This is a genomic window from Neobacillus canaveralius (genome assembly GCF_047237705.1).
Taxonomy (GTDB): Bacteria; Bacillota; Bacilli; order Bacillales; family Cytobacillaceae; genus Neobacillus; species Neobacillus niacini_K.
Map to the genome: position 1 here is coordinate 5,071,739 of NZ_JBDFLL010000001.1, position 26,508 is coordinate 5,098,246.

Sequence of the window (26,508 nt, forward strand, 5' to 3'; positions counted from 1 at the left end):
CTCCAAAAACAAAACAGGGTTCCCAAAGGAAATCCTGTTTTACCTTATTTTCATATTACTTTAATACCTTATCTTCTCCAAACCACTCTTCAGAAATGCTAGCAGCCGTACCGTCCTCATTCATCTCATCAAGTGCCTTTTGAAGCTTGTCTAATAATTCCTCATTGCCTTTTTTAACACCGATACCATATTCTTCAGGAGCAAGCGACTCCTCAAGCACTTTAAATGTCTTTTCCTCTTGTGCCATGTAATATTTAATAACAACTTCATCAATCACGACTGCGTCCAAACGACCGCTCTTTAGGTCTGTAAGAGCCTGTACATTATCAGCAAATTCGGTAACCGTCTTTATTTTTTCTTTAACCGGTGCAGCGTTTAGGGCGTCAGAAGCGGAAGAAAGTGACTGCAACCCAACTACTTTACCTTCTAAATCTTCAAGCTTAGTAAGCTCTGAATCAGCAAGAGTAACAATTACCTGTGCATTTTTTAGATATGGTTTTGTGAAAAGGACTTTTTCTTTTCGTTCGTCAGTTATCGTGTATCCATTCCAGATCAAATCAATTCGTCCGCTGCTAAGCTCAGCTTCTTTTGTTTTCCAATCAATCGGCTGAAATGTAACTTCAGTTCCCATCTTTTCTGCTGCTGCTTTAGCGTAATCAATATCAAAGCCTACAATATTGTTATCCTCATCACGGAAGCCCATTGGGGCAAATTTATCATCGATTCCAATAACAAGCTTTTCTTCCTCTTTACTTGTTGATTTTGAGCACCCAGTAAAAATGACAAGTGCTGCAGCTACAATAAGAATAATCGTTACTAATCGTTTCTTCATTTGTAAGTACCCCTTTTATATAAATTTAATTTTCGCTTTAGTACGTTACCATATTATCATACTACCACATTATAACACTATAATATTATGTAATTCAACAAAATAATAAATAAGAGCCTATTTTTAAAAATAGGCCCCATTCGTAGGTATTTTCCATATCATATGATCTTGCCCTTGACCCCAATGATCCTTTAGTAAATAATCAGGTTCCCCAAATTTCTTTATCCAAATGGCTTGAGCATTTTTGTAACCGCTGTCGAGACAGAATTCTACGATTCCCTTAGCTTTTAAGTTATACAGCATTTCAGCTAACAGCTTGTTCCCTACTCCCTGTCTTTGATATTCAGGGTGTACAAATACCGTTCCTACTTCAACAAGATTCCCCAGTTTTCCATTTGTACATTCTTGAATCAATTCACTAGCAGGACCATATTCTATTGTTCCAATAATTTTGTTTTCTGCCAAAGCTATTAAAAAATACCTTTTCTCACCCTTGCTACCCAAATCCGAATGCAAATAATTTTTCTTACTATCAATTTCACCTTCGATATCATCAATTAATCCCACTAGACCTTCTCTTCGGAAGGTCTCGGTAATGACGATTCTAAAAAATTGATTCAGTTCCTTTATGTCTTCCATTCTAGGTCTTCTTATCTCGACTGTTTGCATCCAATGCCTCCTAAATCACGATGATATATTTTTTTGAACTCTGATTTTATTTACCACAAAAAGTCCACTATAGAGAAGGAAAGTCCCGGCCATTAATATCATACCAAGGAAAACGGACATCATCGTCGGCACTAAAAATGCGCCCAATACGATTGCACCACGAGCAATTAAATCTGCTCCGCTAAAGCCTAAATTAGAAAAAGCAGAATAGGAACCGCGTTTATCCTCCGGCATCATATTTGCTTTTTCAGCATTAGCTATCGGTGAATAAATAAGCTCGCCAATTGTCGCAATGGCATTAAATAAAATCAAGACATACCATATATTCGCCGATGTGACGAAGGTATAGCCTGCACTATACAGCAGAAGCCCCAGCAACAGCATCTTCCGCGGGGAAAATTTATCTGTCATTTTGGTAACAAAGAATGTTAGTGCCACGACCATGAGCATATTTTCGATATTTAGAAAACTAAGCATCCTTACACCAGCAACTTCAAAATCACCCACAAATACAGACTTAAACTCTTCCGCTAATCGAACACCTATGTAACTATTTAAAGAAAATTCTGCTGCAAAAATAAACATTGACCCTGCAACAGCCATTACAAATGGTTTATCCTGAAATGCGACCTTGTAGTTTTGGAATAGATCAATAAAAATGTTTTCATGTTTTTTCTCTAGCAGCTTCACACGTGTATCTTGTAACCAGATGCCATAGGCAATCGGCAAACTAGTAGACACGATCGTTAATGTGATAAAAAGTTCTAATTGATGATTCACATATAAAAGTCCACCTAATGCAGCTCCGATAGCCATCGCTAAGTTAACAAGCCAATAATCGAGGGCATAAACACTCTTTCGATTTTCTGGCGTTGTCGAGTCAATGATAATCGCGTGTACAGCAGGACGGCCGAGACTGCTAGTAATCGTGAAAATCACATAGCTAATGGCAAATAATAAAATCCATTTTTGAACCGGTAATAAACTTATTGTCATAAGACCAAACATAAGCGCACTAGACGCTGATGATGTGATAATAATTTTTTTACGAGGGAAACGGTCTGAAATATAGCCGCCGATAAAGTTAATAAAAAAGCTTATAATGACTGTAACTGCTAAGAAAACACCTGCCCAAACCGCACTTTTATGCTGTGCAAAGAAGAGCGCCATAAACGGCATTACTGAGCTTGCAATCGCTCGGTTAAAAAACGAGGTTATCAGTCGGACCTTAATATTTTGGGGATAGTCTTTCCATGCCATATTTACCAACACCTTTCATACTATTTATAGTAAACTAGACGTAAATATGTAAAAATGACCACTTTTCAAAATAATGTCTACTTTTATAAGGAATGAGAATATGGACCATTATCTACTCAGATTGTGGAATTCAGGGGCTGTTGGAGAAGTAAAAGTACAACAGCTTGCAGAAATACTTAATCTTAGTTCAAAGCAAACACGGCGCAAGCTAAATCAATGGCAAGAAGATGGCTGGCTCACTTTTCAAGCTGGAATAGGTCGGGGGAACGAATCAAAACTGAAATGGTATACAGACGTGGAATCAGTGTATGAACAACTATTCCTATCAAAACTAGAAAAATATTCTATTGAGCAAGTAAGTAAATTATTATTATATGAATGGTCATTGGGAACCAAACAGCGTTTAATGTCCAGATTTCAAACTAAATTTGGGTTTCATCAAGAGGAGCAGGATCGTTTAATCATTCCCCGATTTTACCGTTTCTTAACGTATCATCCATTAAAGGCTGCAGACGTACATAGCGCAAATCTAATCGCAAACATTTATAACCGTGTTGTAGCATTAGAGGAAGATAATACAATCATTCCAGAGCTTGCTCATAGCTGGGAAGTCACTGATAAGAAGTTAACATTATACCTGCGAAAAGATGTATCCTTTCATGATGGTTCCATTCTCAAAGCAGAGGACGTCGTCCAATCCTTTTCTCGGATGAAGCAAGATGAAATCTATGCTGAACTATGGAAACCTATCACAAAGATATATTCTTCTGCACCTCTAATAGTAGAAATTGAATTTCCAAATGGCTGTACCTATATTTTGCCGCTTCTTAGTATGATAACCGCAAGTATTTATAAAGAATCTAACGGTCAGGTGATTGGAACAGGCAGCTTTTATATGGGGGAGAATACGGAGGAGAAAACCATATTACGTGCTTTTAAACAATATTACGGTGAGCGCCCGCTATTAGATACTGTAGAATTTATCCAGGTTTCGAGAGAGTTTGGAAATGTATATTATGGGGCGCATGAATCGAAAGAGGTAGGAACCTTTGAAGTGGAAAGTGACTCGGGCTTTGGTATTGTGGTGATGAATAGTAATCGTCAAACCGATATTGCTAGAAAAGAAGTACGGGATTACATTCATATGTTGATAGACGAAAATCGTTCGCAAATTTCTACAATTAATGCACTTATTTCCGAAAATTGCTCTGGTTGTTTAATCGGGTTTTCCAAGCCTTATTCGGTGCCAAAAATAGCAAAACCCTCACTTTCAAAACCATTACAAATGAAGTACACAGGCTATGCTAAGGATGTATCCATTTGGCTGAAAAACATCCTTGAAAGAGCTGGAATTAAAGTCGAGTTAGAAGAAGTCTCGTTTCACAATGCCGTGTATGATGATCATTTAAAAGTAAATGCGGATTTATTTATTCATGGAGAAATATTTGAGCTGAACCAAAGTTTTTCCTATTTTACTTTTATGAAGAATAACATTTCCCCACTAAGAAAATTAATTCAAACTGATCCATATTTACAGAATTCTATCCAAGCCTATATCCAATTGCCTTTTGAACAATGGATCGATCAGCATTTAAAAATAGAAGATTATTTAATAACAAATTCTCTCTGTATCCCGCTCTATTATTCAAAGAGGCAAATACCTTTTTCCATTAATTTAATGAACATCAAAATGAAGCATTTTGGTTATGTTGATTTATCGAAAATATGGATGAAGCCCAAATATTAGTACAAAAAGACTGCCTGACATATAAATGTCAGGCACTTTTCAGTTAATCTTGATATCCTGATAATTGTTGCTGGACTTCGTTTAGGGAATTAATTGCTTGTTGGATCTTGTTTTTGTTATCTAATTTTTCAGTGTTACTTAGTGCTTGTTGCAATGTATCAACCGTGTTTTGTACCGATGACATACTTTGGTCAACGTATTGTTTGGCCTTTGGCATATGTGGCACCTCCTTAATTAATTCAGAAATAGTATCTGCAGATATTCCAAAAATATTAAGGAGATCCATTGAAGATTCTGTGGTATATAAGTTATTTTTCCATCATTAATTTTAAAATTAATTCGTCTGTATGCCTTGTCCCTTCATTCCCCAACTTACAAAAGCTTTCAATACTTTTCTCCACGTCATCATGGATAAATCCATCAGTAGATTTAATTTCTTGATTGTTAAGTGCCAGAAGAGCTGATTGTACCGCTACATTTGAACATGTGGATACTTTCATCGCACATCCAGCCTTGGCACCATCACAAATCATTCCCGAAACATTTCCAATTGTGTTCTGAATTGCCGCTTTAATTTGATCCAGATGACCATCAAGTAAATAAACTATTGCCCCACTTGCACCCATTCCTGCGGCGGTTACACCACATAATGCTGAAAGACGCCCAAATTTTGATTTGATATGAATCGTAATAAGATGGCTAAGTGCAACTGCTCGAATCATCTTTTCCTCTGAAACCTGCAGTTTCTCTGCGACTGCCACAACTGGAAGTGTCACGGCAATTCCTTGGTTGCCACTTCCGGTGTTCGCCATTACCGGGAGTGTTGAGCCTGCCATTCGAGCATCCGAACCAGCGGCAGCTAGAGACATCGCAGCAGTGGCTATATCATCAGATAGAATTCCCCTTTTTACATTTTCTTTAATAGTCTTACCTACTTTTAATCCATACTCTCCTGAAAGACCTTCTTGTCCAATTACTCTATTTAGTTCAATACTCTTTTTTACGAGAGATAAGTTTCGTATATCAACCGTTTGAACCCATTCTACAATTTCATCAATTGAAAGTGAGATTAACTCCTCTTCATCAGACTGAATGCCGATATTTTCACATCCACCTTGAAACACAACCTTACCATCAACCTCAATTAACGTGATATTACTATGATTATCAGATATAATCACTCTAGTTGTATGTTGATCCGTTTTGAGGGTCACTTCAATATAAAGTCTTTTTGGTGTATCGGCTTGACAAGATGATACTTTACCTTCTTCTATTAATTTTAATGCGGACTGCTCATCCTCAAAAGTAAGTCCATCCAATACTTCCAGTTGTTTGGTTGAATCTCCCGCTACTGCACCAAGAGCAGTAGCGAAATCGAGACCAATAGAGATCATTCCTGGAATCCCAACAGATTTAGCATTTTTTATTATATTTCCACTTGCTTTTAAATTTATCTTTTCTATTTTCCCTTTGGCATAGCTTTTTGCTGTTGCTGCGGCCAACGCAATCGCAACCGGCTCCGTACAGCCAAGTGCAATGACTAATTCTTTTTCGAGAATGGCTTCAATTTTATCCTTCTTCATTTTGTTCCACCCCTGCTTTTCTTAAATATCCTATCTATGATATTACCATAGCAGAGCAGATATAAATTTGGGGTAATGTTACCAAATAGTCCATATCGAATAAAAAAGAGTCTTTCTAGGAAACGAAAGACTCTTTTAAATGACTTTATTACATTGAATGGCTGATTGATTCTTCTCCGATTTCTACTTCTCTCCCAAACAGTCTTGCATAGACACCATTGTCTTTTTCGAGTAAATCTGCGTGTCCGCCTTGTTCGGCAATTCTTCCATTTTCTAGAACAATAATCTTATCTGCTGAGAGAACCGTAGAAAGACGATGAGAAATAATGAGAATCGTTTGTTTCTTACCGGTTTTTAATACTGACTCATTGATCTTCGTTTCTGTAATCGGATCGAGAGCAGAACTTGCTTCATCAAGAACTAGGATTGGCGCATCTTTAATAATGGCTCTAGCCAGCGATAAGCGCTGCTTCTGTCCTCCAGAAAGAAGGCTTCCTCGTTCACCGACCTTTGTATTCAGACCTTCCGGCAGGCTTTCCATTAGTTCATCCAGACCGCTATCATGCAAGGCTTTTAGTAATTCTTCATCCGTTGCATCCTGCTTACCAATTCGTAAGTTATCCGCTAAGGAACCACTCCGTAATTGAACATCCTGGGTCACGATGGCAATTTGTGACCGCAGCCACGCTGTATCCCATTCCGTAATACTTCTTCCATCTACTTCAATCTGACCATTTTTCGTTTCATATAATCTAAATAACAGGTCCACAATAGTTGATTTTCCTGACCCACTCGGTCCAACCAAGGCTACTTTTTCACCAGCTTGAATATCAAAAGTAACACCTGATAATACGTTTTCTTCTTTTTCTGGATAAGCGAATGTTACACTTTTTAGTCTGATACTGCCGTTCGCCCTTCCACCTTTAATGCCTTCTACAATTTCAGCTTCCGCTCGCTCGTGCGAAAGTAGAATGTCAGAACGATCCAGTGCCGGACCTGTTCTTCTAACTGAAAGCCAGTTGCGAAGCAATCGCTGCATTTCGTTGGCTGCAATCGTAACTAATCCACCGGCGGTTAGCATTTGTCCACTTGTTAAACTATCGTTCCAAATTAATAATGTACTAATTAAGTAGACAATCCCTAATGCAAACCCATTATAGCTGGCAATCACCACTACTGATTGCATTCTTGCCTTTAGTTCCTTAATCGAGTGCTTAACGAAAGAGTTTCGGATGGCAATAACACTTTCTACTTCATTTTCAGAAACTCCCATTACCCGCGATAAATGAATTCCTGTAACTGATTCTCTTAGTCTTTCAAGATACCTTGAAGCCTCTTGTCTCGCATCAGCGGACGCAGCTCTAGTCCTAGCCCCGACGTAATTAGACGTCCAATAAAAGATTACACCTAGAACAACACTGACAATCATCAAATAAGGATGAATCCAAAGCAGTACCAGGCTATAAATAATAACCCCCTGAACACTTGCCATAAAGGTGGAACCTTCCCAGGCAAGGAAATTGTGGAGCGTATCAGGGTCATCTGAGACTCTTGCCAGCAGTTCTCCAGATGAATTGTTATGGTAAAAAGAGTATGGCAGGATCTGCAAATGACTAAACAGACGCAGCTTTTGCCAATTGGTGACCGTCTTGGCAGTTTGATGGCAAAAATATTCATCGATGACCATCATGACTAAATCAAATATAGCCGAAAAAATTAATAACCACATTAACCCCCACAGCCAGGAGTGGTTTTCATTCGGAATGATTGTATCCACAAGCCAGCTAAGCGCTAATGTTGGGATAAGTGCTGAAAAAACCTGACTAATCGCAATAACAACTGAGTCAGCAATGACCCACTTTTTATAAGGCTTTAAAAACGACAGAACTCTGCGGCCATCACGGTTTTTATTTTGTCCTGAGACAGTGTTTACACTCATCCAATCATCTCCTTTTCCAGCTCACTGTATTGGGCTTTGTATAATTCATAATACTGCCCTCTTAATGCCAGCAGTTCTTCATGTGTTCCTTCTTCAGCGACCATGCCCTGGTCTAAAAGGAGAATTTTATCCGCATTCCTAACAGTAATAAGCCGATGGGCAATGGTGATGGTTGTTCTCCCTGGAATTAATTGTTCAAGCGCCTCCTGAACCTTTTCTTCCGTTTCGCCATCTAAGGAGGATGTCGCTTCATCAAATATCAAAACTGGCGGCTGTCGTAAAATTGCTCTAGCAAGTGCCACCCTTTGCCTTTGTCCGCCGGATAGCTTTAAACCTCGTTCTCCAACGATTGTTTCGTACTTATCCTCCAAGGACTGTATCAATTCAGTTAACCCCGCAGCTTCTACTGCTCTATCTAATTCTTCTTGGGTTGCTTCCTTTTTTCCATACAAAAGATTATTTCGCAGCGTACTGTTTAAAAGAAAAGTTTCCTGAGAGACGACCCCAACCTGCTGCCTAAAGCTATTTCGGTTATAGGCAAAGAGGTTCTTTCCATCTATAAGAACCGACCCTTTTTCAGGTTCGTATAATCCAAGGAGAATTTGTATCAGTGTACTCTTCCCGCCTCCACTTGTACCAACAATACCAATGTGATTCCCTTGGTCCATTGAAAGGGAAACGCCTTTTAGGATTTTTTTATCACTTTCTGGATAAGTGAACCAAATGTTATCTAAGTTTATATTTCCTTCTACCACTCCAAACGCTGGCAGCTTTTCGTCATGTTCTTCTGGTAAATCAAAATATTCATAGATTCTCTGTAGAGCTGGTATTGCCTGTTGGATCGTTAAAGCATTTTCAGCCAACGATCTTACTGGCAAAAACATGATGGGTATAAAGTTAAGGCATGCAATCAAGGTTCCAATGGTAAGGTCACCTTTCCAGATGGAAAAGCCTCCGATTAACATGACAACTCCCGGAGTTGCTATATTAAATAAATTCCCTAAACGCCAATTGACCTTTCCTATTAAAGCGGCACGAATCGAGTAGTTTTTCCATTCTGTCTGCTTTTTCCTCTGCGTTTCAATTTCCTTTCTTTGAGTCTGAAATGTCCTTACAAGTCTAGTACTTTCAATGCTCTCCTGCAGGTGCTGATACATATCTGCGCTCATATCTCTTTGTACAGCGCTCATTTTCCTCATCGTTTTTCCCAGCTTAAATGAAGGCAATATGTAAATAGCGAATACAGCAAACATTACGATTGCTGCTGGCCAATACAAAGCAAATACCGCTGAAAATGCAGCAATAGCACCGATAACTTGTTGTAAAATACGTGGGACAACCGTATTATTTAAGTTTTGAACAGACTCGACATCATGAGTTAACCGGTATAACATATCACCTCTTGATGTTGTCGTAAAAAAGGACATCGGTGTTCGATGCAGCTTTTTAAAGGCCCGAATCTGCATGTCAGTTATTACATCAAGACCGATTTTAACCTGCACATACTCCTGCAAGGTTTCAAATAATGACTTGCCTAGGAAAGCAACGAGAACACCACCGACAATCCATAGCAAAAAGGTCGTCTCTCTTGCCCCAATCACTTCGTCCACTAACTTACCTGCCAATATAGGAGGCAGAATTGTAAATGCTCCGCCAATTAATGAAAAGGTAAGAGCGAGCAGCAATTTTCTCCAATATGGTTTAAAATGATCCAGTGTAGTTTTTAATAAATTCATAATAACCCCCCTCGCGAAATATTATTTTATTACAAATAATAGAAATATTCATTACTATTCGAAAAAAATTTTCATTTATTTACATTTCCCCTTACTAAAACACCAAAAAGGTAACAGCCCTTGGGTTGCTACCTTTCTTTTGAATAAATTTTTAATGATCCCGGTGGACAATATAATTTAATAGATGCTTTAGAAAAGCAGTATTTCGCGGAACCTCTTGCAAGGTTTCTATTGCAAGACAATAATGTTCCCACATCGCTTTTTTAGCACCATCCACCCCTAAGATTGATACAAAGGTTGAATTGTTATTTGCTGCATCTTTTCCAATGGATTTTCCTAGAGTGTTAATATCCCCCTCAACATCTAGAAGGTCATCTTTAATTTGAAAGGCGATCCCAGTATGATAGGCGTATTTTTTCAACGCCTGCATTTCCAAGTCTTTTGCATTTGCAAGAATAGCCGGCATAATGAGAGCAGCTTCAAAAGCAATACCAGTTTTATAAAAACACAACATATTCAATTGATCCAGTGTTAATGGTTTACCTCTCGAACCTAAGTCCATCGCCTGTCCTTTACACATTTCGCCTGTCATTTGTGCAGAATAATGAATCAAGTTAAGTACCGTTTTCGAATCAAAATCGTCAAGCGAAGCTTGTTCTTCAATCGCCTTTTGAGTAAGAAAGAGTCCCGTTAATTCTGCGATTGCATTGTTATAAACCATGTGGAGAGTGGAACGCCCTCTGCGGATCGATGCATTATCTTGGGATGGCAAATCATCAAAGATTAGGGAAGCAGTATGCATAAACTCCAATGATCGTAGCAGCGGTACAATGGCCGATTGACTTAATTGATATTCGTTTATCCCCATAATCCACGTAATGATGGGTCTCAGTCGTTTTCCATCGCCTTCAAGACTATAGTTTGCTGCCTCGGTAATCGGCTCACTCAACAAAGCTGTATTTTCATCTTTAGGGATAGGCAGCAGGTGGTTAATCTGTTCCCGTACACTTTCAATACACTCTTGAAATTCTTCTTGTTCTTTACGCTCATTTTTAAGATTGGTAATCATATGATCCCGGAGAAGTTTATCGAAGAAATCGACATCATCTGCTTTGCTGACCATTTTTTGAATCACTGCATAAAATTTAGGATCCCCAGAAGCAAATAACTCCATCACTTCATTGTACTTCTTGGAACCCACACGTTCTTTAAATCTTTTTAATCCATTAATCGCACGATTTAAAATTACTTCACGTGCCTTCTTATCTGATTGATAAACATGATGAATTAAATTGGAAATGACACTCCAATATAATTCAAATGGATTTATAAGGTCGGCACGCTTTTCATGATACCTCAGATAGTAGGTATAAGGTGTCACTGCACCATTTTCCAAGTCCTCAAACATATCTGCAAAATCATCTGCCAGTTGGTTATATATACCATAATAGAAGGTTCGCTTGTCAAAGCCTTCATCTTCATCGGCAGTGATGACGGAGCGGACGATCAATCGTGAAGAAGAAGACTTTAGAATAACCGGAATATAAAGCTCCTCATTCGTGTAATTTCCATTGGATAAATCCTTTTCTCGGTCCACTTCCTGTGATTGAAAAAAAACATAAGATTGTTCAAAAAATGATTTTATTGTCTCTGGCCGCTGCTGGGCTTTTATATATTCAAATCCCTCGCGAAGCTCAGAATGAATGAACGTGATCAACGCTTGGTTCTTTTCGTCCCACCCCCCGCCCAATTTCGGTACTGCTCCAGTGGTAAGCGTGGTACGTATTAAGTTTGAATATTGTTTTTTCTCTTTATAGGATAAAACTTTGGAATCGAGAAGATCATCAATGAATGGATAGGTTAAACCATAGGCATAACCTAACCGAATGGCTCTATCAAGTCTTTGTGCACGTTCTTCAGCCGTGGTTTTATCCCCCATTTCTTCGACCTCGTGCAGAATGACTCCAGCTATTATTTTAATTAGCTTACGCTGGGCATGATTAGCATCCATCCCCTGTGGTATATGGTTTGCTACCGTCTTTAGTTTGTTCATTACCCAGATAATGGTCAATTCAATAGATTCCTGCTGCGCCCATCTGTAGAGCCAGGACATCGAGAACAGCTCATTTTTATTTACACGATTTTCATTGGGTTGAGTAAGATTGTTTTTTAAATTGGTAACGACACTTTGAATCCTTGCCTGTGTTTCTTTAGAATCTAGTGCTTTTCCTAAATCACGCATAAAAATATAAGAAATGCTTCTATCCAGATAGCTATCTAATTTTCCTGTATAATCCAGCCATTGGAGATAACTATGATACTCAAAAGAAGTCGGCTTTCTCTTTCTGCGAGAAAGGAAAGTTACGAATGAATGATGGTGAATATGGTTGTGCTTCCAGGATTGGATATCTCTCGTTAGAGTAGAAACATAGCTTTTTTGGATAACTTGCTGATACAGTGATTGAAAATAATCACTTGCCTTTTGCTCAGCCATACCATAGCATGTTTCTTCATTTATTAATGACATCTTAATCATTTAAACATTACCTCGACTTCACGTTCACTTTAGTTTGTATATTAATAATACACGTAAGCATTAGCTTTATAACTAGTAAACTGAAAATTAAATTAAAAAATCCTCAGACTTTTTGATCTGAGGGAAAAAATATTCAGTCATTCGTATCGTAATGCCTCAATCGGACTAAGCTTTGAGGCTTTGTTTGCTGGAAGCATCCCAAAGATAATACCAATTAAGGCTGAAAAGCTCACACCTATAAGAACGATTAATGGACTAACGGTTGCAGTAATGGGCGAAAACTTGGAAACGAGGATACTGCCTACTGCTGCCAGACCAATTCCAATCAATCCTCCTAATGAAGTTAACGTAATAGACTCAATTAGAAACTGTAAGAGTATTTTCCTTCTTGTCGCACCAATGGCTTTCCTAAGTCCAATTTCTCGTGTTCTTTCTGTGACAGAAACTAGCATAATATTCATTACGCCAATCCCGCCTACTAAGAGGGAAATACCTGCGATACTCCCAATTAATAAAGTTAATAAAGATATCATTGTGTTTAATTCTCTTTCATAATCTTCAAAGTCATTTGTCGAATACTTGCCGTCTTCAAGTCCTTTTTCTGCTGTCAATGTATCTGCAGCTAGCCTGCCTGTCTCAGATATGTTCTCCGGATCACTAGCAATTACCGATAATTGTTCGATTTCTCGGTTACCGAACATCATCGAGATAACAGAACGCGGCATAAGCATCTCACCAGTTTCCGTATTTCGAAATTGCTCAGGCAGTGGTGATTCATACACACCCACCACCTTGTAAGGATTATCATTTAAATCAATAATTTCACCAATTGGGTTTTCAGTTTCCGCAAAGAACTTTTCCCTTGCTATGGTGTCAATTAGGACTACCCGATTCAAACCATCGTTATCAGCAGCGTACAAAGCTCTTCCTTCTACTACTTTAATATCCCTAGCAGGAAAAAATTCCGCACCAACACCGGTAATTTGCATTTCACCTTGCTCATCATCATGTGCCATCATCCCCCAGCCTTGATTCGTAGCAACAACAGCCTTAACGCCAGGAACTTCCATGAGCGTTTGGATATCTTCAGAGGTTAATTCGGGTTCCTGCCAAAACATTTCAGTTTCACCTTCTGGCGGGATATACTCATAATAAATTTGAATAGCATTTTTATCTGTACTAAACAATTCATTCGTCATTTGCTTCCTTGTGCCTTGACCAATTGCCACGATAATGATAACCGCTGCTACACCAATGATAATTCCAAGCATAGTTAAAATGGATCTTATTTTATGATTCCAGATAGATGAAAGGGCAATTTTGAAACTCTCCCATATATTCATGATGTCACCCTCCGGTCATCCGTTATCCGCCCATCTTTTATCGTAATAATTCTCTTAGCATATGCTGCTATTTCTTCTTCGTGGGTAACTATGATCACCGTTTTTCCTTCTTCATTGAGCTGTTTAAAAAGTTTCATTATTTGTTCGCTCGTATTCGAATCAAGTGCACCCGTCGGTTCATCAGCTAAGAGAATAGTAGGATTATTAACCAGTGCTCTAGCGATTGCAACACGCTGCTTCTGACCTCCAGACAATTGATTGGGTAAATGCTTCATTCGGTCACCTAAGCCGACCTTTACTAGTAGGTCTTTTGCTCTCGTTGTTCTTTCACGTTTGGAAACTCCAGCATATACAAGCGGTGAGGCTACATTTTTAATGGCGTTGTCTCTTGGAAACATAAAGAATTGTTGAAAAACAAAACCCACATGTTCATTCCTCAACTTAGCAAGAGTGCTCTCTTTTGCGGAAGCGATTTGTTCCCCATTTAATTCATATGTACCTGTAGACGGATAATCTAGGAATCCAATTATATTCATCAAAGTAGATTTACCAGATCCAGAAGGACCCATAATAGCGACAAACTCTCCATCTTCTATCGTTAAATCAATACCATGAAGTACTGGGACCTCTAAAGAACCCTTGCCATATATTTTTGTAATATCACTCAACTTCATCATAGGAGGTCACTTCCATTCCATCATGCATTTCTCCAGTTGGTGTAAGGACCACAAGTTCTCCAGATGTAACTCCAGATGTAATTTCAATAAAGGCATCATTCATAACCCCTGTTTGAACTTCACGTCTTTCTAATGTCCCATCTTTGAGGACATAAACAATTTTGATTCCAGCTTCATAAATTAAGGCGGGATGTGGGATTGCAATTTTTTTGGTAGAATCACCAGCTTTTATTTCTAAAGAAACGTGGAAACCTTGACGCAACTCGGAGGTATCATCTGTAATAACTACTTTAAAAGGATACATGGTCACATTACCAGCTCCCCCACCGCCTTCAAATCCTTCACCGCCGCCGCCATCAGCATTGGGGAATTGTGAAACAGATTCAACCGCACCATTCCATTCACGGTCTTTAAACACTTTTGGACGGATAATAACCGGTTGTCCTTCCTTAATCTTGACTGTGTCAAATTCGCTCATCGACCCAATAACTTTATAGGGTTGACTTGAAATAATGTGGATAACTGGTTCCGCAGCTCCTGCTTCTGTATTTGCGACATTTTGATTAATCTTTACAATAATCCCATCCATTTTGCTTACAATCGTCATTTCATTTTTCTGTGCGTTTAATTCTTTTATTCTGTCTTCAGCCGAGGTAATTTCCGACTTTGTACTTTCATATTGCATTTCTTGTTGGACCTTTTCATTCGCTAGCTGGTTTACGTCTTCTTGTGTAAGTAAGCCTTCAGCTGCCTCTTCTTCTGTTCCAGTACCCTGAGTCTCTAACTTCTTTTTGGTATCGGCTAAGCGCTTCGTTATATCGGAAATTTGGCTTTGTTCTGTTTTCCCTCTACTCTGCAGCAATTCCTTCTCACGGACTGCTCTATTAAGTTCATTATCTATTTTTGAAGAATCATAGATTAATAGTGAGTCTCCAGCTTTGACTGCCTGGTTCTCCGCCACTTTAAATTCACTTATTTCCCCTTTTTCAGGTTCTAAAAAGACTTTTTGCTCACTTTCCGGGACAATTTTACCCGTAACAAGAATGGATTCTACCAATTCTTGTTCACTAACCTTTTGTACACTTATACTCATGACACCGCTATCATTACTTACTGTTTCTGTGCCTGTTTTCGCATATAAATATGTACCCGTGCTCGCAATGAGAAGTATTCCTACAATAACTGCTACCCATATCCATACCTTTTTCTTCACCTATATACCCCCGTGGATTCTATTATTTATCTACTACTAACTATAAACAAACTGGAAATATTTTCAATAGATTTAAATGGTAAATATTTTCATTTACAATCGATAGAATCAATACAAGACAAAAAGCCTTTCTCATAAAAGGCTTTTTCTTTATCATTTTGCATTTCTCATGTTCCGCAGAAGGTTCGATAAGGACGAGGTGATGGCCCTGGCAGAGTAGTGTAATTTGTCTGTTCTGGAGAGTGCGCATATGGATTGGATAAGATTTCAAGAAGCCTCTCCATTACACTATAATCTCCAGTATTCGCTGCTTCCAATGCTTCCTCTACCCGGTGATTCCGAGGTATTACCGCTGGATTACTGTTTCTCATTAACAGTTTGGAGGCGTCCATCGATTCACTCTGTCTTCCTAATCTTTCCTCCCACCGCTTATGCCACTCCGTGTATTCTATTTTTCCGTGCAGATTTGTATCTTCTGGTTTATCAATAGTTAGTGCACGAAAGGTATTCGTATAGTCAGCACGGTGCTTCTGCATCATATCTAGAAGGTCTTTAATAAGGGGTTTATCTTTTTCCTCTTCATTAAATAATCCTAATTTCGCTCGCATTCCCTCCAGCCAATTAGATTCAAAAACCTGAGCAAAGTCAGAGAGCTTATCTTGAGCGAGCGTAACTGCCTCCTCCTGATTCTCATGCAACAGCGGCAGGAGGGCTTCAGCTAGTCTGGCTAAATTCCAGACACCAATATTTGGCTGATTACCATATGCATACCGACCTTCTCTGTCAATAGAACTGAACACAGTAGCAGGGTCAAAGGTATCCATAAAGGCACAAGGCCCATAATCGATCGTTTCTCCACTAATGGTCATGTTGTCGGTGTTCATCACTCCATGTATAAAACCGACCAACTGCCATTTAGTAATCAGCATCGCTTGACGTTTAATCACTTCCTGAAGGAATGTAAGGTATTTGTTCTCGTCTTCTTCAATTTCAGGATAATGGCGTTTTATTGCATAGTCTGCCAGCTGGCGTAGTTCCTCTTCGCTGCCCCATCTTGCACCATACTGAAAGGTACCAACGCGCAGATGACTAGCAGCCACGCGGGTTAAAATAGCACCTGGTAAATATGATTCTCGGGCTATTTCTTCACCTGTTGTTACCACCGCTAAACTGCGAGTGGTAGGAATGCCCAAACCATGCATGGCTTCCGAGATAATATATTCACGAAGCATCGGTCCGAGGGCCGCCCGGCCATCGCCCCCACGTGAGTATGGTGTTCTCCCTGAACCCTTAAGCTGAATATCAAAACGCTCACCCGCGGGTGTTATCTGCTCTCCAAGAAGTACAGCACGACCGTCCCCTAACATCGTAAAATGCCCAAATTGATGTCCCGCATATGCTTCTGCAAGTGGCGATGCGCCATCCGGAATATTATTTCCTGCGAAAATAGCTGCACCATCTTCACCTTGCAAGGTTTTTACATTCAAACCTAGTGAAGCTGCCAGCTGTTTATTAAAGACAGCTATCTTGGGTGAACTTACTGGTGTTGGATTCTGGCTGGTAAAAAATGTTTGCGGCAAACGAGCATAACTATTATCAAAATTCCATCCTGTTTCACTTAAATCCTTTGTCATCGTATCCTCTTTTCTAATTTTTATCTTTCTATTTATTTTATCCCCCAAGCATATTGATGTATGCCAGTATTTTACTCTACAATTAAAAATCTTGCTCTTTCTATAGAAATTAATTTTATAATTTTGAATTATGATTTTTTCAGTTGATAGAATTGGGGATTGGAAATGCACTTAATTTGCTGTAAATCGAAATTTGATGATGATTATACAAAGAAATTCAGAGTATGAATAGAGGGTTTGCAGGGGCGAGTAAAAACCTTAACGTTAGGATTCCATTATCTTTTCTAGTCGATTTACCTTCATCTCTATCTTTGCTTGTTTTTCAGCTAAAAAGTCTACATCAAACTTAAAAGAATTTAATATTTCTGTATGAGAGTTAACAGTAACTTCGATTCGATCTATTTTCTCATTCAAATGACCTAGTTCGTTCTTTATTTCTTTAATGGATTCTTTAATCTCTTTATTAGATTCTTTAAGCTCTTTATTAGATTCTTTAAGCTCTTTAGTAGATTCTTTGAGCTCCTTATTTGATTCTTTAACTTCCTTTATAGATTCTTTAACTTCTTTAATAGAATCCGAAATCTCCTTGTTTGATTCCTTAACTTCTTCCAAGATTAATTGAAACAATTTAACTTGCTCCATTGATATCAATTCCTTTCATTTTTATACACATTTAGATTTTATCACCTCCCAAATTGAGAAGATAGATAATAATTTTCCCTAAAATAAAACTCCCCGCCTATATCGGAATAGCGGAGAGCTTTTATGGTTGGCTGCAATATTACGTCTTTAACTTAACCACAATTCCATCACTGAATCCAATTCTTTACTTAATTCGATTTTTTTAGAATAAAGTATAGTAAGTTCATCATATTCGATTTGGTCGTCGGACATGGCTAAGTCTATCGCTTTTATTCCTTTTTCAAGGCTTTCAATCCTAGTCAGTGCATTAGCACTTAACTCTTCTTGGTTTAAACTTTCTGTTTTAATTCTTTGTTTCTTATCTTTTTCACGATTTACGATTGGCACTTCCTTAGGCTGCTGACTTTTATAATAATCGTAATTTCCCTGGTAGCTTTTAAAACCATAATCCTCCAAAGCAATAACTCTTTCAGCGATTTTATTAATAAAATATCGATCATGAGAAATAAAGAATATCGTACCCTTAAAGTCTTCAAGTGCTTCCTCAAGAGTTTCGATCGAGTCAATATCAAGATGATTCGTTGGCTCATCGAGGATTAATAGATTTATGTCTTGATACAGGAGCATGGCAAGCTTTAGCCTTATCCGCTCACCGCCTGACAAGTGTTTAACTTTTTTCAAGGGACTCTTTTTAAAGAACATGAATTTTGCTAAATATTCCCTCGCTTTTCCTTCGAGAATAGATATATCTTCTCTAAAAGCCTCCAGCACTGTGTGCTCTTCATTTTTAAAAGTAATTTTTTGAGGTAAGTAGGCTGCCATCACATTAGCACCTAATTCCACCACACCTTTATCAGGCTGTTCTTCACCTAAAAGTATTTTTAAAAAGGTGGTTTTCCCACTTCCATTAGGTCCGACCAGCCCAGCCCTTTCACCATAATGAATCATTAAATTTGCATCCTTAAAGATTACCTTATCCTGATAACTTTTGGACAGTTCAATCGCCTTGATGGTTTCATTTCCGGAGCGTTGTGCTACTTTGAGATCCAATATCATATTTTTTCGTTCAAAAATAGGTTTATCAATTCGCTCCATCTTATCGAGCTTTTTTTGAATACTTGCCGCTCTTCTAAAGAATTTATTATTATCAGCCCGCAATGCCCAGTCTCTCAGACTTTTAACTTGACTTTCCATATTATTTACTTTTTTCTGCTGTTCACGAAAATGCTCATATTGAATCCGCATATTTTCTTCTTTTTGAATAACATAAGAAGAGTAATTGCCCTTATACGATATTGATTCCATATCCTCTATTTCCACAATTTTATTGACGACATTATCCAAAAAGTATCTGTCATGGGATACGATAATGACAATTCCTTTGTAGCTTTTAAGGTAGCCCTCCAGCCATTCAATGGCTTCCATATCCAAATGGTTGGTCGGCTCATCGAGCAGCAATATATCCGGATTATGAATCAAAAGCTTTCCAAGGACTACCGTCGTTTTTTCCCCGCCGCTTAGTAAATCAAAATCCTTGTCTAAAAAGCTGTAGGTAAAATTAAGCCCGGTACAAACCTTGCTTAATTTCTCTTCACGTTCATATCCGCCCTTCACTTCAAAAAGCTGGACCAAATCACTATATTTATTTAATGCTTTTTCCAGAGCCTTATCCTCCAGCGTTTTCATTTGATCCTCTAATTCCCTCATTTGGCTCTCGATACTGACTATCTCCTCAAAGGCCAAGTTAAGAACATCAATGACTCTTAAACCTTCTGGATACACAGGGGATTGTTCAAGGTATGCCTTAGACGCTCCTCTCGGCAGGTTAATTAGTCCTTCATCATATCCAGGGCTTGAAGTTTTAGGGTAGCCCGGATAATAATGCATTTTCTCGATTCCCGCGATTAGTTTAAGAATCGTACTCTTACCGCTTCCATTGGCACCAACAATCCCAACCTTATCTCCTTCATAGGCTTCAAACGATATATTATTAACCACAAGAGTAGCTTCCATAAATTTTTTAACGCCATGCAATTTCATCTCTAACATAAAATCTCCTTCTTTCATCCATATTCCAGTTACACTTTTTATGGACAAGGCAAAGAGGAACCTGCATTACCTATTTATTTGTAAAATAAAAAAGACTATAAGAAGATGATTTCTTCTTACAGTCTACATAATCAGTGGATGTAATTTATTTAAAATAGTCTAAGCAAAATGCGCATTCTAAAAAAGCGCATGAATATGCCTATTTACTCCGCCTTAAAAACTACGAAGTACTTTAAATAAATTATAATCTTGATTCAGTAAAGTAAGTTACCTTCTAAATTGCCGTAATTCCATAAAGAGCATAACAAATAAACCTATTATTTATAGGCAATTTCACACTCCATACAAAATCCATATTAATTTTAAAATCAATTAACATTAGCAATTAGTTGGTTCCATAAACTTACTTTCCCCCTTCAAAATTTCCTTAATTATCTCATTTTTACATTAATTTGTAAATACGTATTTATGTTACCTTTCACTTGATCGGTCAGCTTCCTTACGCTTTTCCTTAATCGAACTTACTCCAATCAAACCGAGTAAAGAGAAGATAACCGGAGTGATGAATCCGTAGAAATATCCGTTACCTGCACTGCTTGAGGCAGTCTGAAATTGATCCAGAATCACCCCAAAAATACTCGGCAGCAGGACGGCACTCAGAAATCCACCCGTGTTCGCAAACCCAGATACAATACCCGATTCTTTTAAAGGAAAGTATTGACGAACAACCGCAAAGGTTAAGGCACTTGCTCCATATCCAAAGCCAATAAAAAAGAAAAGGATGATTAGCACCGAAAGCGGAGGATTCCCTTTAAATAAAAGAAAAGTGGCCCAGCACAATAAAATAATAATATGAATAACAACATAAGGACGTTTAATGGTTTCCAAGCGGCTTGAAATCCAACTAGAAGACGGAGCTCCAATAAGTGCTCCGATAAGCCCAATCATGATGAGCTGACTCGAGTCTGAACGTGTCATTCCATACATAGTCATCCCATAAGGAACTGCCCATGAACCGATAAACCCAACATACGCGCCAACAATACCAAAGTGACACAGGAATAAAGCCCATGCCTGTCGATTCGAAAATATCCTTCTTATTAAAACTAAGGTCTTTTCGCGTTGGACCTCTTTTTTGAGAGGAACATATTCGTTAACAAAGATTTGTTTTGGTTTTTTTATCAGAACAAAATAAAGAATTATTCCACATAAACATAATAATATCCCAGCTAATAAAAATGCCGCTCTCCATCCAAGTAAGTCAATTAACAGGGAGAAAGGGACGGTTGCCAAGAGAAACCCAAGACTTCCTGTCATTCCTGCAATCCCTATTAAGCGTACGAACTCCTTCACCTTAAACCATTGGCCCAAAATTAACACCATATTAACCCAGATGGTCGCATCCCCTATACCCGTGATGATCCTGGCAATAAATAGGATCGATTCATGCGTTCCAAGACTATAGATAATGGTACCCAGCCCCGTAAGTATTGCCCCAATTATAAGAAAAAAATTAGGTCCATAACGGTCAGCCAATATCCCCATCGGAACTTGTAAACTAGTATATACAAAAAATTGCATACTTGTCAGTAACCCAATCGTTGATGCAGTAACATTAAAATCCCTCATAACTTCGTCAGTTATTAGTCCTGGAGCAGTTCGTTGGCTTGCCATTAAAAAGTAAGTAAACAATACAGAAGCAAATACTACCCATCTAAATTTGCTATTTTGTTTATCCAAAGATTATTCTCCTATTGGCTTTTACTTCTATATATATGAGTTATTTTATAAAGTATCATTATGAATTGAGGAATTAGGAGACTACAGGTTAGAGGTATTTCTTGAATAGAAGCAGAAAAAGACAACACCCATTTTATCAGGGTAGTTGCCTTTTTTAGAATGGTTCACCTATTAAAATAATCGATCCTATTGTAGAATCCTAGAAGCAGTAGAGAATTTAGACGGATTAAATGGAGCAATTTTTACAACATCACCCGTTTGCGGGGCATGTATATATTGTCCTCCCCCGATATAAATTCCGACGTGATAGGCAGGGGAGCCCCTGAATACTAAATCTCCCGGCTGTAGTTGATTCAATGAGATTCTTGTTCCGACATTTTGCTGAGCGCTAGACGTTCTTGGAAGACTAATGCCAACGGAACGATACACATATGAAACAAATCCCGAACAATCAAATCCGCTTGGCGTTGATCCACCCCATACATAAGGAACACCCAAATATTGTTTAGCATTGGCAATAACCGCATTTGCACTTGCAGAGCTTGTTACATTTGTTGCAATAGCAGTAGGTGTTGCTGGTGCTGATGCTAGCGCTGGTGCTGGTGCCGATGCTGATGTAAGTGTTGTGGTAGTGGTTACTAAAGATTGCTGTTCCAATTGTTGTCGGGCTTGTTCAGCAGCCTGCTGTTCTGCCTCTTGTTGAGCCAGTTGAGCCTGCAAAGTGCCCTCTGCCGCAGCTAAATCTGTTTCAATTTGTTCCTTATCTTTTTCAATCTGTGCTTGTTCAGCGGCTAATTGCACTTGGCTCTGTTTTAATTGGTCAATCTGAGTATGTAATTGTTCCTTCGCTTCTAATAGGGCTTGTTCTTTTTCATTTAACCCGTTTAGTAATTCTGTATCACTTTCAATAAACTGTGAAATGGCAGTAAAACGATTAAAAAACTCAGAAACGCTGCCAGATGAAAGCAAAAGTTCTGCGTATCTAACGACAGACTGATCCCCATTTAATTGAATGCTTTTTAGTCGTTCTGAATAGACCTCTTTATGATTCTCTAAAGCGGTTTCAGCTTTACCAATTTCAGCCTCAGTCTCTTCAATTTTACCTTGTTGAGTGGCAATTTCTTCATTTAGTTCTTGACTCTTCTCGATAGCTACGCTAATTCGGTTGTCCAATTGTTGAATCTTTGTTTCAAAGTCATTAATTTGTTCCTTAGTTGCATCGATTTGTCCGTTTATTACTGGATTTGCAAAAGTAGGTGTTACTTGTATAGTAGTGGCAAGGACCAAAGCTGCTGCTGTATATTTAAAGAATTTTTTTATCATCACAAAATCTCCTCTTGTAACGTACCCTAGTAAATTTTTAATATATTACTAGTTTATATTGCAAGAGGGCTAAAAAACAATGATATAGTCGGAATTGTAATTAAATTGTAATTTATTGTTGAATAATCTATTAAAAAAGTCAGCTCCTGTATTTATTAAAGGAAGGAAGGTGGGTATTTTTGTCGTAAGGTGTCTGTCGAGCATGTAACAAAAAATAGAAAGGCAAATTAATTCGCCTCTCTACTTCGATTATGTAATTCATTCTATTCTATTTTGCATTGGCATCGGGTTGATGAATTCCGAAAACGTTTCCTTCAGTATCAATATAATATCCTTGCCACGCCATTCCAGGCAGGGCATATTTAGGCAGTGCGACTTGACCGTCATTTTCAAGAATTTTTGCTTCGGTTACATCGTAATTTTCTACTCCCATTGTACAAGCAAATCCATTTAGTGCTTGGCCTGCTTCTGGCGGAGCACTTTGCCGCTGCATTAAAGCACCATTGATTCCTGGCTCTTTTTCATCCCCAGTCACCGCACCAAAATAAGGCATCCCTGCATATTCACTATAATCTTCGAATTTCCATCCGAATACCTCTCCATAAAACTTCTTTGCCCGTTCCATGTCACTCACATGAATTTCAAAATGAACTAATCTACCCATCATTTCCTCCCGCCATTTCCTTTAACTTTTTTTATGTATCCGCTCTAGTTTGCTATCTCTTATTATAACCAAAATATGCTCAACAAAAAACTTTACATCTCAATTTGTTTTTTCAACTCCATTAAATCCATTCTAGAAGTTAAAGATCCAATTTCAGTTGTTGCTTGAGCACCAACATGATTGGCAAATTGAAGATACTCCGTTAATTCCGTTTTCCCTGCTGGCATTCCCTTTTCGTGGAAGCAATACAAAAGTCCAGCCATAAAAGCATCTCCTGCACCGGTTGTATCAATGGTATCTACCTTTGGAGCACTACTGAAAAGTTTTTTTCCATTCATCACTCCACAAGCACCTTTCCCGCCCATCGTGATAAATAGGTAAGGAATATTCCATTTTAATATTTTTTCCAATCCAGCCTCAAGTGAAGTTGTTTTCATTAAAAAATTCAACTCATCTTCAGCCAACTTGACGATAGTTGCCTGTTTAAGGAACGAAACCACTGTCTCACGGCAATGGTGCTCACTTTCCCACCGTTTCAAACGAAGATTCGCATCAAAGGCGATTAGATTGGAAGTTTCTTTAGCATATTTTAGTGCGGCCTCGGTTGTCCTTTTGGATTTCTGTTGAAAAAGGGTGCCGGAGCCAAAATAAAATATTCTTGTCTTTTCAAAAATTCCTCTTCCTAATTCATCTTCTGTTAATACTTCATCCGGAGTCTGGTTGATATAGGAATGAAAGTTTCGCTCTCCACTTTCTGTCAGATGTACATAAACCCCACACATTCTTTTCCTATCTGTACGAACCGAAAATTCAAGGCTGACTCCTTCCTTTTTTAATTCCTCTTCCACAAATTGACCGTTTGAATCTTTCCCCAATTTACATATATAGTAAGTAGGGAGCCCCAGTCTGCTGGTTCCAACTGCCAAGTTAACAGTAGCGCCACCTAACAGCTGCCGGAATTTTGTATTGTTACTATCAGTTGAAATATAATCTACAAAAGCTTCACCTAGTGATATAACTCCATGCTTTTCCAAAATAGCCCTCCTTCTGGAAAGGATAAACTCCATTATAAACTATTTTTTACTTACTTCTGGTAAACCATAATAAAAATCCCTCAAACTCTTAGTCTGAGGGTTTAAAAAACGGAATTCATTATTCATCTTACAGGCAATCTTGAGACTTAGTAAATTCCCACCGCATCAAATCCAGCATTTGTTGCAGCCTCTTCCTCGCTGCCTTCACCGTAAAGGTCAATAGCAGACTGAACAACCGCCTGACGGGCATCGCTGAAATCGGAATTAGAAGTTAAATAAACCGTTAGAGCACGATAGTAGATTTGCCCTAACTTTTCCCTGCCGATTTCTTGACCAATCAAGTATGCAGCATGGTTTGTAATCGAAGAGTTAACATGAACGCCGCCGCCATCAACGGATGTTGGCATGTTATAAAACTCGTTCATATGATCTGGATAGACTCCGCCGTTTGTGCTATATGATCTTCTTTCCTCGTTGCTGACTACAACACTATTTGGATTACTTAAGCTGCGTAATACATTTACACCATTAGCTTTAGCAGCCGGTGCCATAATATCCTCGCCCATTTCCCAATCACTATGGTCAACAAGCGCACCGAAGACGTCTGCAAACGATTCGTTTAATGCTCCAGATTGATTGCGGTACACTAAATTTGCAGAATTAGAGATGACTCCGTGCGTCATTTCGTGGGCAGCAACGTCAAGGCCAGCTGATAGAGACGTCATGAAAACACCGTCACCATCACCATAGGTCATCCAGCGTCCATTCCAGGAAGCATTGTTATAATTGGTACCATAGTGAACTTTAGAAATAATCGCCATTCCTTCATCATCAAGAGAATTGCGGCCATGCTCAGTTAAGTAATACTCATATACCTTTTCAGAATTATAGTGTGCATCGACCAGCGCCCGATCATAGTCGCCGATAAATGCAGCAGAATTTCCTACATAGACAGTATCATTAATGGAAGTGTTATCATTTTTTGCATCATACGTTATGATTCCTCCAAGGTTCTCATGAGAGTAATCAGCTAACGCAAACTTCGTTCCAGCATTCGGTTCTTTTACCTGAGTAATATGTAATTCCCTGTGCTCGCCATGTACACCTTTTCCAGCACCTTTTTGTGTATTCACTTCATCAGCATGCATTAAGCCATTATACTTGTCGATGACTTTTCCTGTGTTAGCATCCACAAAGACAAACCAGTTTCCAGGCTTATCCCCCATGAAGTTAACATTCACTTTATAGGCTGTGTAATTTTCCCCTTCGAATGGAAGGACAACAAGCTCAGTAGTTGGCTCATAGGTCAGCTCTTGAGGAGCATTGACAGAGGATAAAGCCGTCTTTAGTGCAGTATCACTACTTAAAGAGGCAGCAGTGTCCACTGCACCTTCCGCAATCGTCTGATTTACTCTTCCGTTTACGGATACCACTTCATTATTCTCATTAAAATGCACAACAACCTCTGACCCTTCAACATTTACTCCATTTACTGCCTGTTTAAAGCGGACATGAGTCATACCAAGTCTATCTTTTTGTACACTCTTCACTTTTAGATTCTTATCCGGATTATTAATTCCAGTTTTGCCTTCGTTTTTCTTCAAATAATTTAATGCTTCGGTAGAGGTACTAGAAGAGAATTTCTCTACAAATCGCTCCTTCAAAAATAATGGAACACTTGCTTTCTCATTCCATTCCTTAGAAGCTTGTACACTATTAACGACCTTTGTATCAGCCGGCTGCGCAAAAACACTACTAACTGGGATAGAACCTACCAACATCGCTGTCGACAGAGCTACAGGTATAATAAACTTTTTCTTCATCTCCCAACACCTCCTATTATTTTCCATAGAGTTTATTATAGGTTAGTAGAATTTAAATAGCATG

The 26,508-nt window shown here is 38.5% G+C and carries 20 protein-coding genes; 1 reads left to right on the plus strand and 19 read right to left on the minus strand.

The features are described from left to right. Positions 1 to 55: 55 nt before the first annotated feature. From ABC255_RS24905 to ABC255_RS24915, 3 genes are all read right to left on the minus strand, one after another. Complete coding sequence (locus ABC255_RS24905) at positions 56 to 832, minus strand: amino acid ABC transporter substrate-binding protein (RefSeq protein ID WP_412997677.1); 777 nt, start codon at positions 830 to 832, stop codon at positions 56 to 58. A gap of 123 nt (positions 833 to 955) precedes the next feature. Further along, on the minus strand, positions 956 to 1,501 hold the full coding sequence (locus tag ABC255_RS24910; RefSeq protein ID WP_412997679.1) for a GNAT family N-acetyltransferase: 546 nt from the start codon (positions 1,499 to 1,501) through the stop codon (positions 956 to 958). 15 nt (positions 1,502 to 1,516) lie between these two features. Next, positions 1,517 to 2,761: an MDR family MFS transporter gene (locus ABC255_RS24915; RefSeq protein ID WP_412997680.1), complete on the minus strand. Its 1,245-nt coding sequence runs from the start codon at positions 2,759 to 2,761 to the stop codon at positions 1,517 to 1,519. Positions 2,762 to 2,834: 73 nt separating this feature from the next. Here ABC255_RS24915 and ABC255_RS24920 point away from each other — a divergent pair, with 73 nt between their 5' ends. Next, complete coding sequence (locus tag ABC255_RS24920) at positions 2,835 to 4,508, plus strand: ABC transporter substrate-binding protein (protein ID WP_412997682.1); 1,674 nt, start codon at positions 2,835 to 2,837, stop codon at positions 4,506 to 4,508. Positions 4,509 to 4,551: 43 nt separating this feature from the next. Here ABC255_RS24920 and ABC255_RS24925 read toward each other — a convergent pair whose 3' ends face one another. From ABC255_RS24925 to ABC255_RS25000, 16 genes are all read right to left on the minus strand, one after another. Further along, positions 4,552 to 4,725 (minus strand): hypothetical protein, encoded by a 174-nt coding sequence (locus ABC255_RS24925; protein ID WP_412997683.1) that lies wholly within the window; start codon positions 4,723 to 4,725, stop codon positions 4,552 to 4,554. Positions 4,726 to 4,816: 91 nt separating this feature from the next. Continuing rightward, on the minus strand, positions 4,817 to 6,091 hold the full coding sequence (locus tag ABC255_RS24930; protein ID WP_412997684.1) for an L-cysteine desulfidase family protein: 1,275 nt from the start codon (positions 6,089 to 6,091) through the stop codon (positions 4,817 to 4,819). Between the two features lie 148 nt (positions 6,092 to 6,239). Then, a complete protein-coding gene (locus tag ABC255_RS24935) occupies positions 6,240 to 8,030 on the minus strand; it encodes an ABC transporter ATP-binding protein (protein ID WP_412997686.1) in 1,791 nt (596 codons plus the stop codon). After that, positions 8,027 to 9,766 (minus strand): ABC transporter ATP-binding protein, encoded by a 1,740-nt coding sequence (locus ABC255_RS24940; RefSeq protein ID WP_412997687.1) that lies wholly within the window; start codon positions 9,764 to 9,766, stop codon positions 8,027 to 8,029. Before ABC255_RS24940 ends, ABC255_RS24935 begins: the two co-directional genes overlap by 4 nt. A 151-nt stretch (positions 9,767 to 9,917) precedes the next feature. Next, the gene (locus ABC255_RS24945) at positions 9,918 to 12,293 is read right to left on the minus strand and encodes a polyprenyl synthetase family protein (protein WP_412998633.1); all 2,376 of its coding nucleotides are present in this window, start codon (positions 12,291 to 12,293) and stop codon (positions 9,918 to 9,920) included. Positions 12,294 to 12,439: 146 nt separating this feature from the next. Further along, positions 12,440 to 13,645 (minus strand): ABC transporter permease, encoded by a 1,206-nt coding sequence (locus tag ABC255_RS24950; protein ID WP_412997689.1) that lies wholly within the window; start codon positions 13,643 to 13,645, stop codon positions 12,440 to 12,442. Further along, positions 13,642 to 14,322 carry an ABC transporter ATP-binding protein gene (locus ABC255_RS24955; protein ID WP_412997690.1) on the minus strand — a complete coding sequence of 227 codons (681 nt, stop codon included), beginning with the start codon at positions 14,320 to 14,322 and terminating at the stop codon, positions 13,642 to 13,644. The genes ABC255_RS24950 and ABC255_RS24955 overlap by 4 nt, the downstream gene beginning before the upstream one ends. Then, positions 14,306 to 15,535, minus strand: coding sequence for an efflux RND transporter periplasmic adaptor subunit (locus ABC255_RS24960; RefSeq protein WP_412997691.1), 1,230 nt, complete (start codon positions 15,533 to 15,535; stop codon positions 14,306 to 14,308). Before ABC255_RS24960 ends, ABC255_RS24955 begins: the two co-directional genes overlap by 17 nt. Positions 15,536 to 15,702: 167 nt before the next feature. Then, positions 15,703 to 17,169, minus strand: coding sequence for a protein adenylyltransferase SelO (locus ABC255_RS24965; protein ID WP_412997693.1), 1,467 nt, complete (start codon positions 17,167 to 17,169; stop codon positions 15,703 to 15,705). Between the two features lie 264 nt (positions 17,170 to 17,433). After that, on the minus strand, positions 17,434 to 17,811 hold the full coding sequence (locus ABC255_RS24970; protein ID WP_412997694.1) for a coiled-coil domain-containing protein: 378 nt from the start codon (positions 17,809 to 17,811) through the stop codon (positions 17,434 to 17,436). A 147-nt stretch (positions 17,812 to 17,958) separates the two neighbouring features. After that, on the minus strand, positions 17,959 to 19,860 hold the full coding sequence (abc-f, locus tag ABC255_RS24975) for a ribosomal protection-like ABC-F family protein (RefSeq protein ID WP_412997696.1): 1,902 nt from the start codon (positions 19,858 to 19,860) through the stop codon (positions 17,959 to 17,961). 471 nt (positions 19,861 to 20,331) lie between these two features. After that, on the minus strand, positions 20,332 to 21,600 hold the full coding sequence (locus tag ABC255_RS24980; RefSeq protein ID WP_412997698.1) for an MFS transporter: 1,269 nt from the start codon (positions 21,598 to 21,600) through the stop codon (positions 20,332 to 20,334). A gap of 186 nt (positions 21,601 to 21,786) precedes the next feature. Then, the gene (locus tag ABC255_RS24985) at positions 21,787 to 22,923 is read right to left on the minus strand and encodes a C40 family peptidase (protein WP_412997700.1); all 1,137 of its coding nucleotides are present in this window, start codon (positions 22,921 to 22,923) and stop codon (positions 21,787 to 21,789) included. A gap of 268 nt (positions 22,924 to 23,191) precedes the next feature. Beyond that, positions 23,192 to 23,587 (minus strand): VOC family protein, encoded by a 396-nt coding sequence (locus ABC255_RS24990; protein ID WP_412997702.1) that lies wholly within the window; start codon positions 23,585 to 23,587, stop codon positions 23,192 to 23,194. Positions 23,588 to 23,679: 92 nt separating this feature from the next. Then, complete coding sequence (locus ABC255_RS24995; protein WP_412997704.1) at positions 23,680 to 24,621, minus strand: carbohydrate kinase family protein; 942 nt, start codon at positions 24,619 to 24,621, stop codon at positions 23,680 to 23,682. A 146-nt stretch (positions 24,622 to 24,767) separates the two neighbouring features. Beyond that, positions 24,768 to 26,444 carry a M4 family metallopeptidase gene (locus tag ABC255_RS25000; protein WP_412997706.1) on the minus strand — a complete coding sequence of 559 codons (1,677 nt, stop codon included), beginning with the start codon at positions 26,442 to 26,444 and terminating at the stop codon, positions 24,768 to 24,770. Between the last annotated feature and the right edge of the window lie 64 nt (positions 26,445 to 26,508).

Bases quoted from the DNA above. Each gene is read 5' to 3' on its own strand.
- ABC255_RS24905 (WP_412997677.1), bottom strand. From the start codon at position 832: ATGAAGAAACGATTAGTAACGATTATTCTTATTGTAGCTGCAGCACTT.
- ABC255_RS24955 (WP_412997690.1), bottom strand. From the start codon at position 14,322: ATGATGAAGTTGAGTGATATTACAAAAATATATGGCAAGGGTTCTTTA.
- ABC255_RS24920 (WP_412997682.1), top strand. From the start codon at position 2,835: ATGTCTACTTTTATAAGGAATGAGAATATGGACCATTATCTACTCAGA.
- ABC255_RS24915 (WP_412997680.1), bottom strand. From the start codon at position 2,761: ATGGCATGGAAAGACTATCCCCAAAATATTAAGGTCCGACTGATAACC.
- ABC255_RS24940 (WP_412997687.1), bottom strand. From the start codon at position 9,766: ATGAATTTATTAAAAACTACACTGGATCATTTTAAACCATATTGGAGA.
- ABC255_RS24970 (WP_412997694.1), bottom strand. From the start codon at position 17,811: ATGGAGCAAGTTAAATTGTTTCAATTAATCTTGGAAGAAGTTAAGGAA.
- ABC255_RS24985 (WP_412997700.1), bottom strand. From the start codon at position 22,923: ATGATAAAAAAATTCTTTAAATATACAGCAGCAGCTTTGGTCCTTGCC.
- ABC255_RS24965 (WP_412997693.1), bottom strand. From the start codon at position 17,169: ATGACAAAGGATTTAAGTGAAACAGGATGGAATTTTGATAATAGTTAT.
- ABC255_RS24930 (WP_412997684.1), bottom strand. From the start codon at position 6,091: ATGAAGAAGGATAAAATTGAAGCCATTCTCGAAAAAGAATTAGTCATT.
- ABC255_RS24990 (WP_412997702.1), bottom strand. From the start codon at position 23,587: ATGGGTAGATTAGTTCATTTTGAAATTCATGTGAGTGACATGGAACGG.
- ABC255_RS24945 (WP_412998633.1), bottom strand. From the start codon at position 12,293: ATGTCATTAATAAATGAAGAAACATGCTATGGTATGGCTGAGCAAAAG.
- ABC255_RS24910 (WP_412997679.1), bottom strand. From the start codon at position 1,501: ATGCAAACAGTCGAGATAAGAAGACCTAGAATGGAAGACATAAAGGAA.
- ABC255_RS24925 (WP_412997683.1), bottom strand. From the start codon at position 4,725: ATGCCAAAGGCCAAACAATACGTTGACCAAAGTATGTCATCGGTACAA.
- abc-f (WP_412997696.1), bottom strand. From the start codon at position 19,860: ATGTTAGAGATGAAATTGCATGGCGTTAAAAAATTTATGGAAGCTACT.
- ABC255_RS24950 (WP_412997689.1), bottom strand. From the start codon at position 13,645: ATGAATATATGGGAGAGTTTCAAAATTGCCCTTTCATCTATCTGGAAT.
- ABC255_RS24935 (WP_412997686.1), bottom strand. From the start codon at position 8,030: ATGAGTGTAAACACTGTCTCAGGACAAAATAAAAACCGTGATGGCCGC.
- ABC255_RS25000 (WP_412997706.1), bottom strand. From the start codon at position 26,444: ATGAAGAAAAAGTTTATTATACCTGTAGCTCTGTCGACAGCGATGTTG.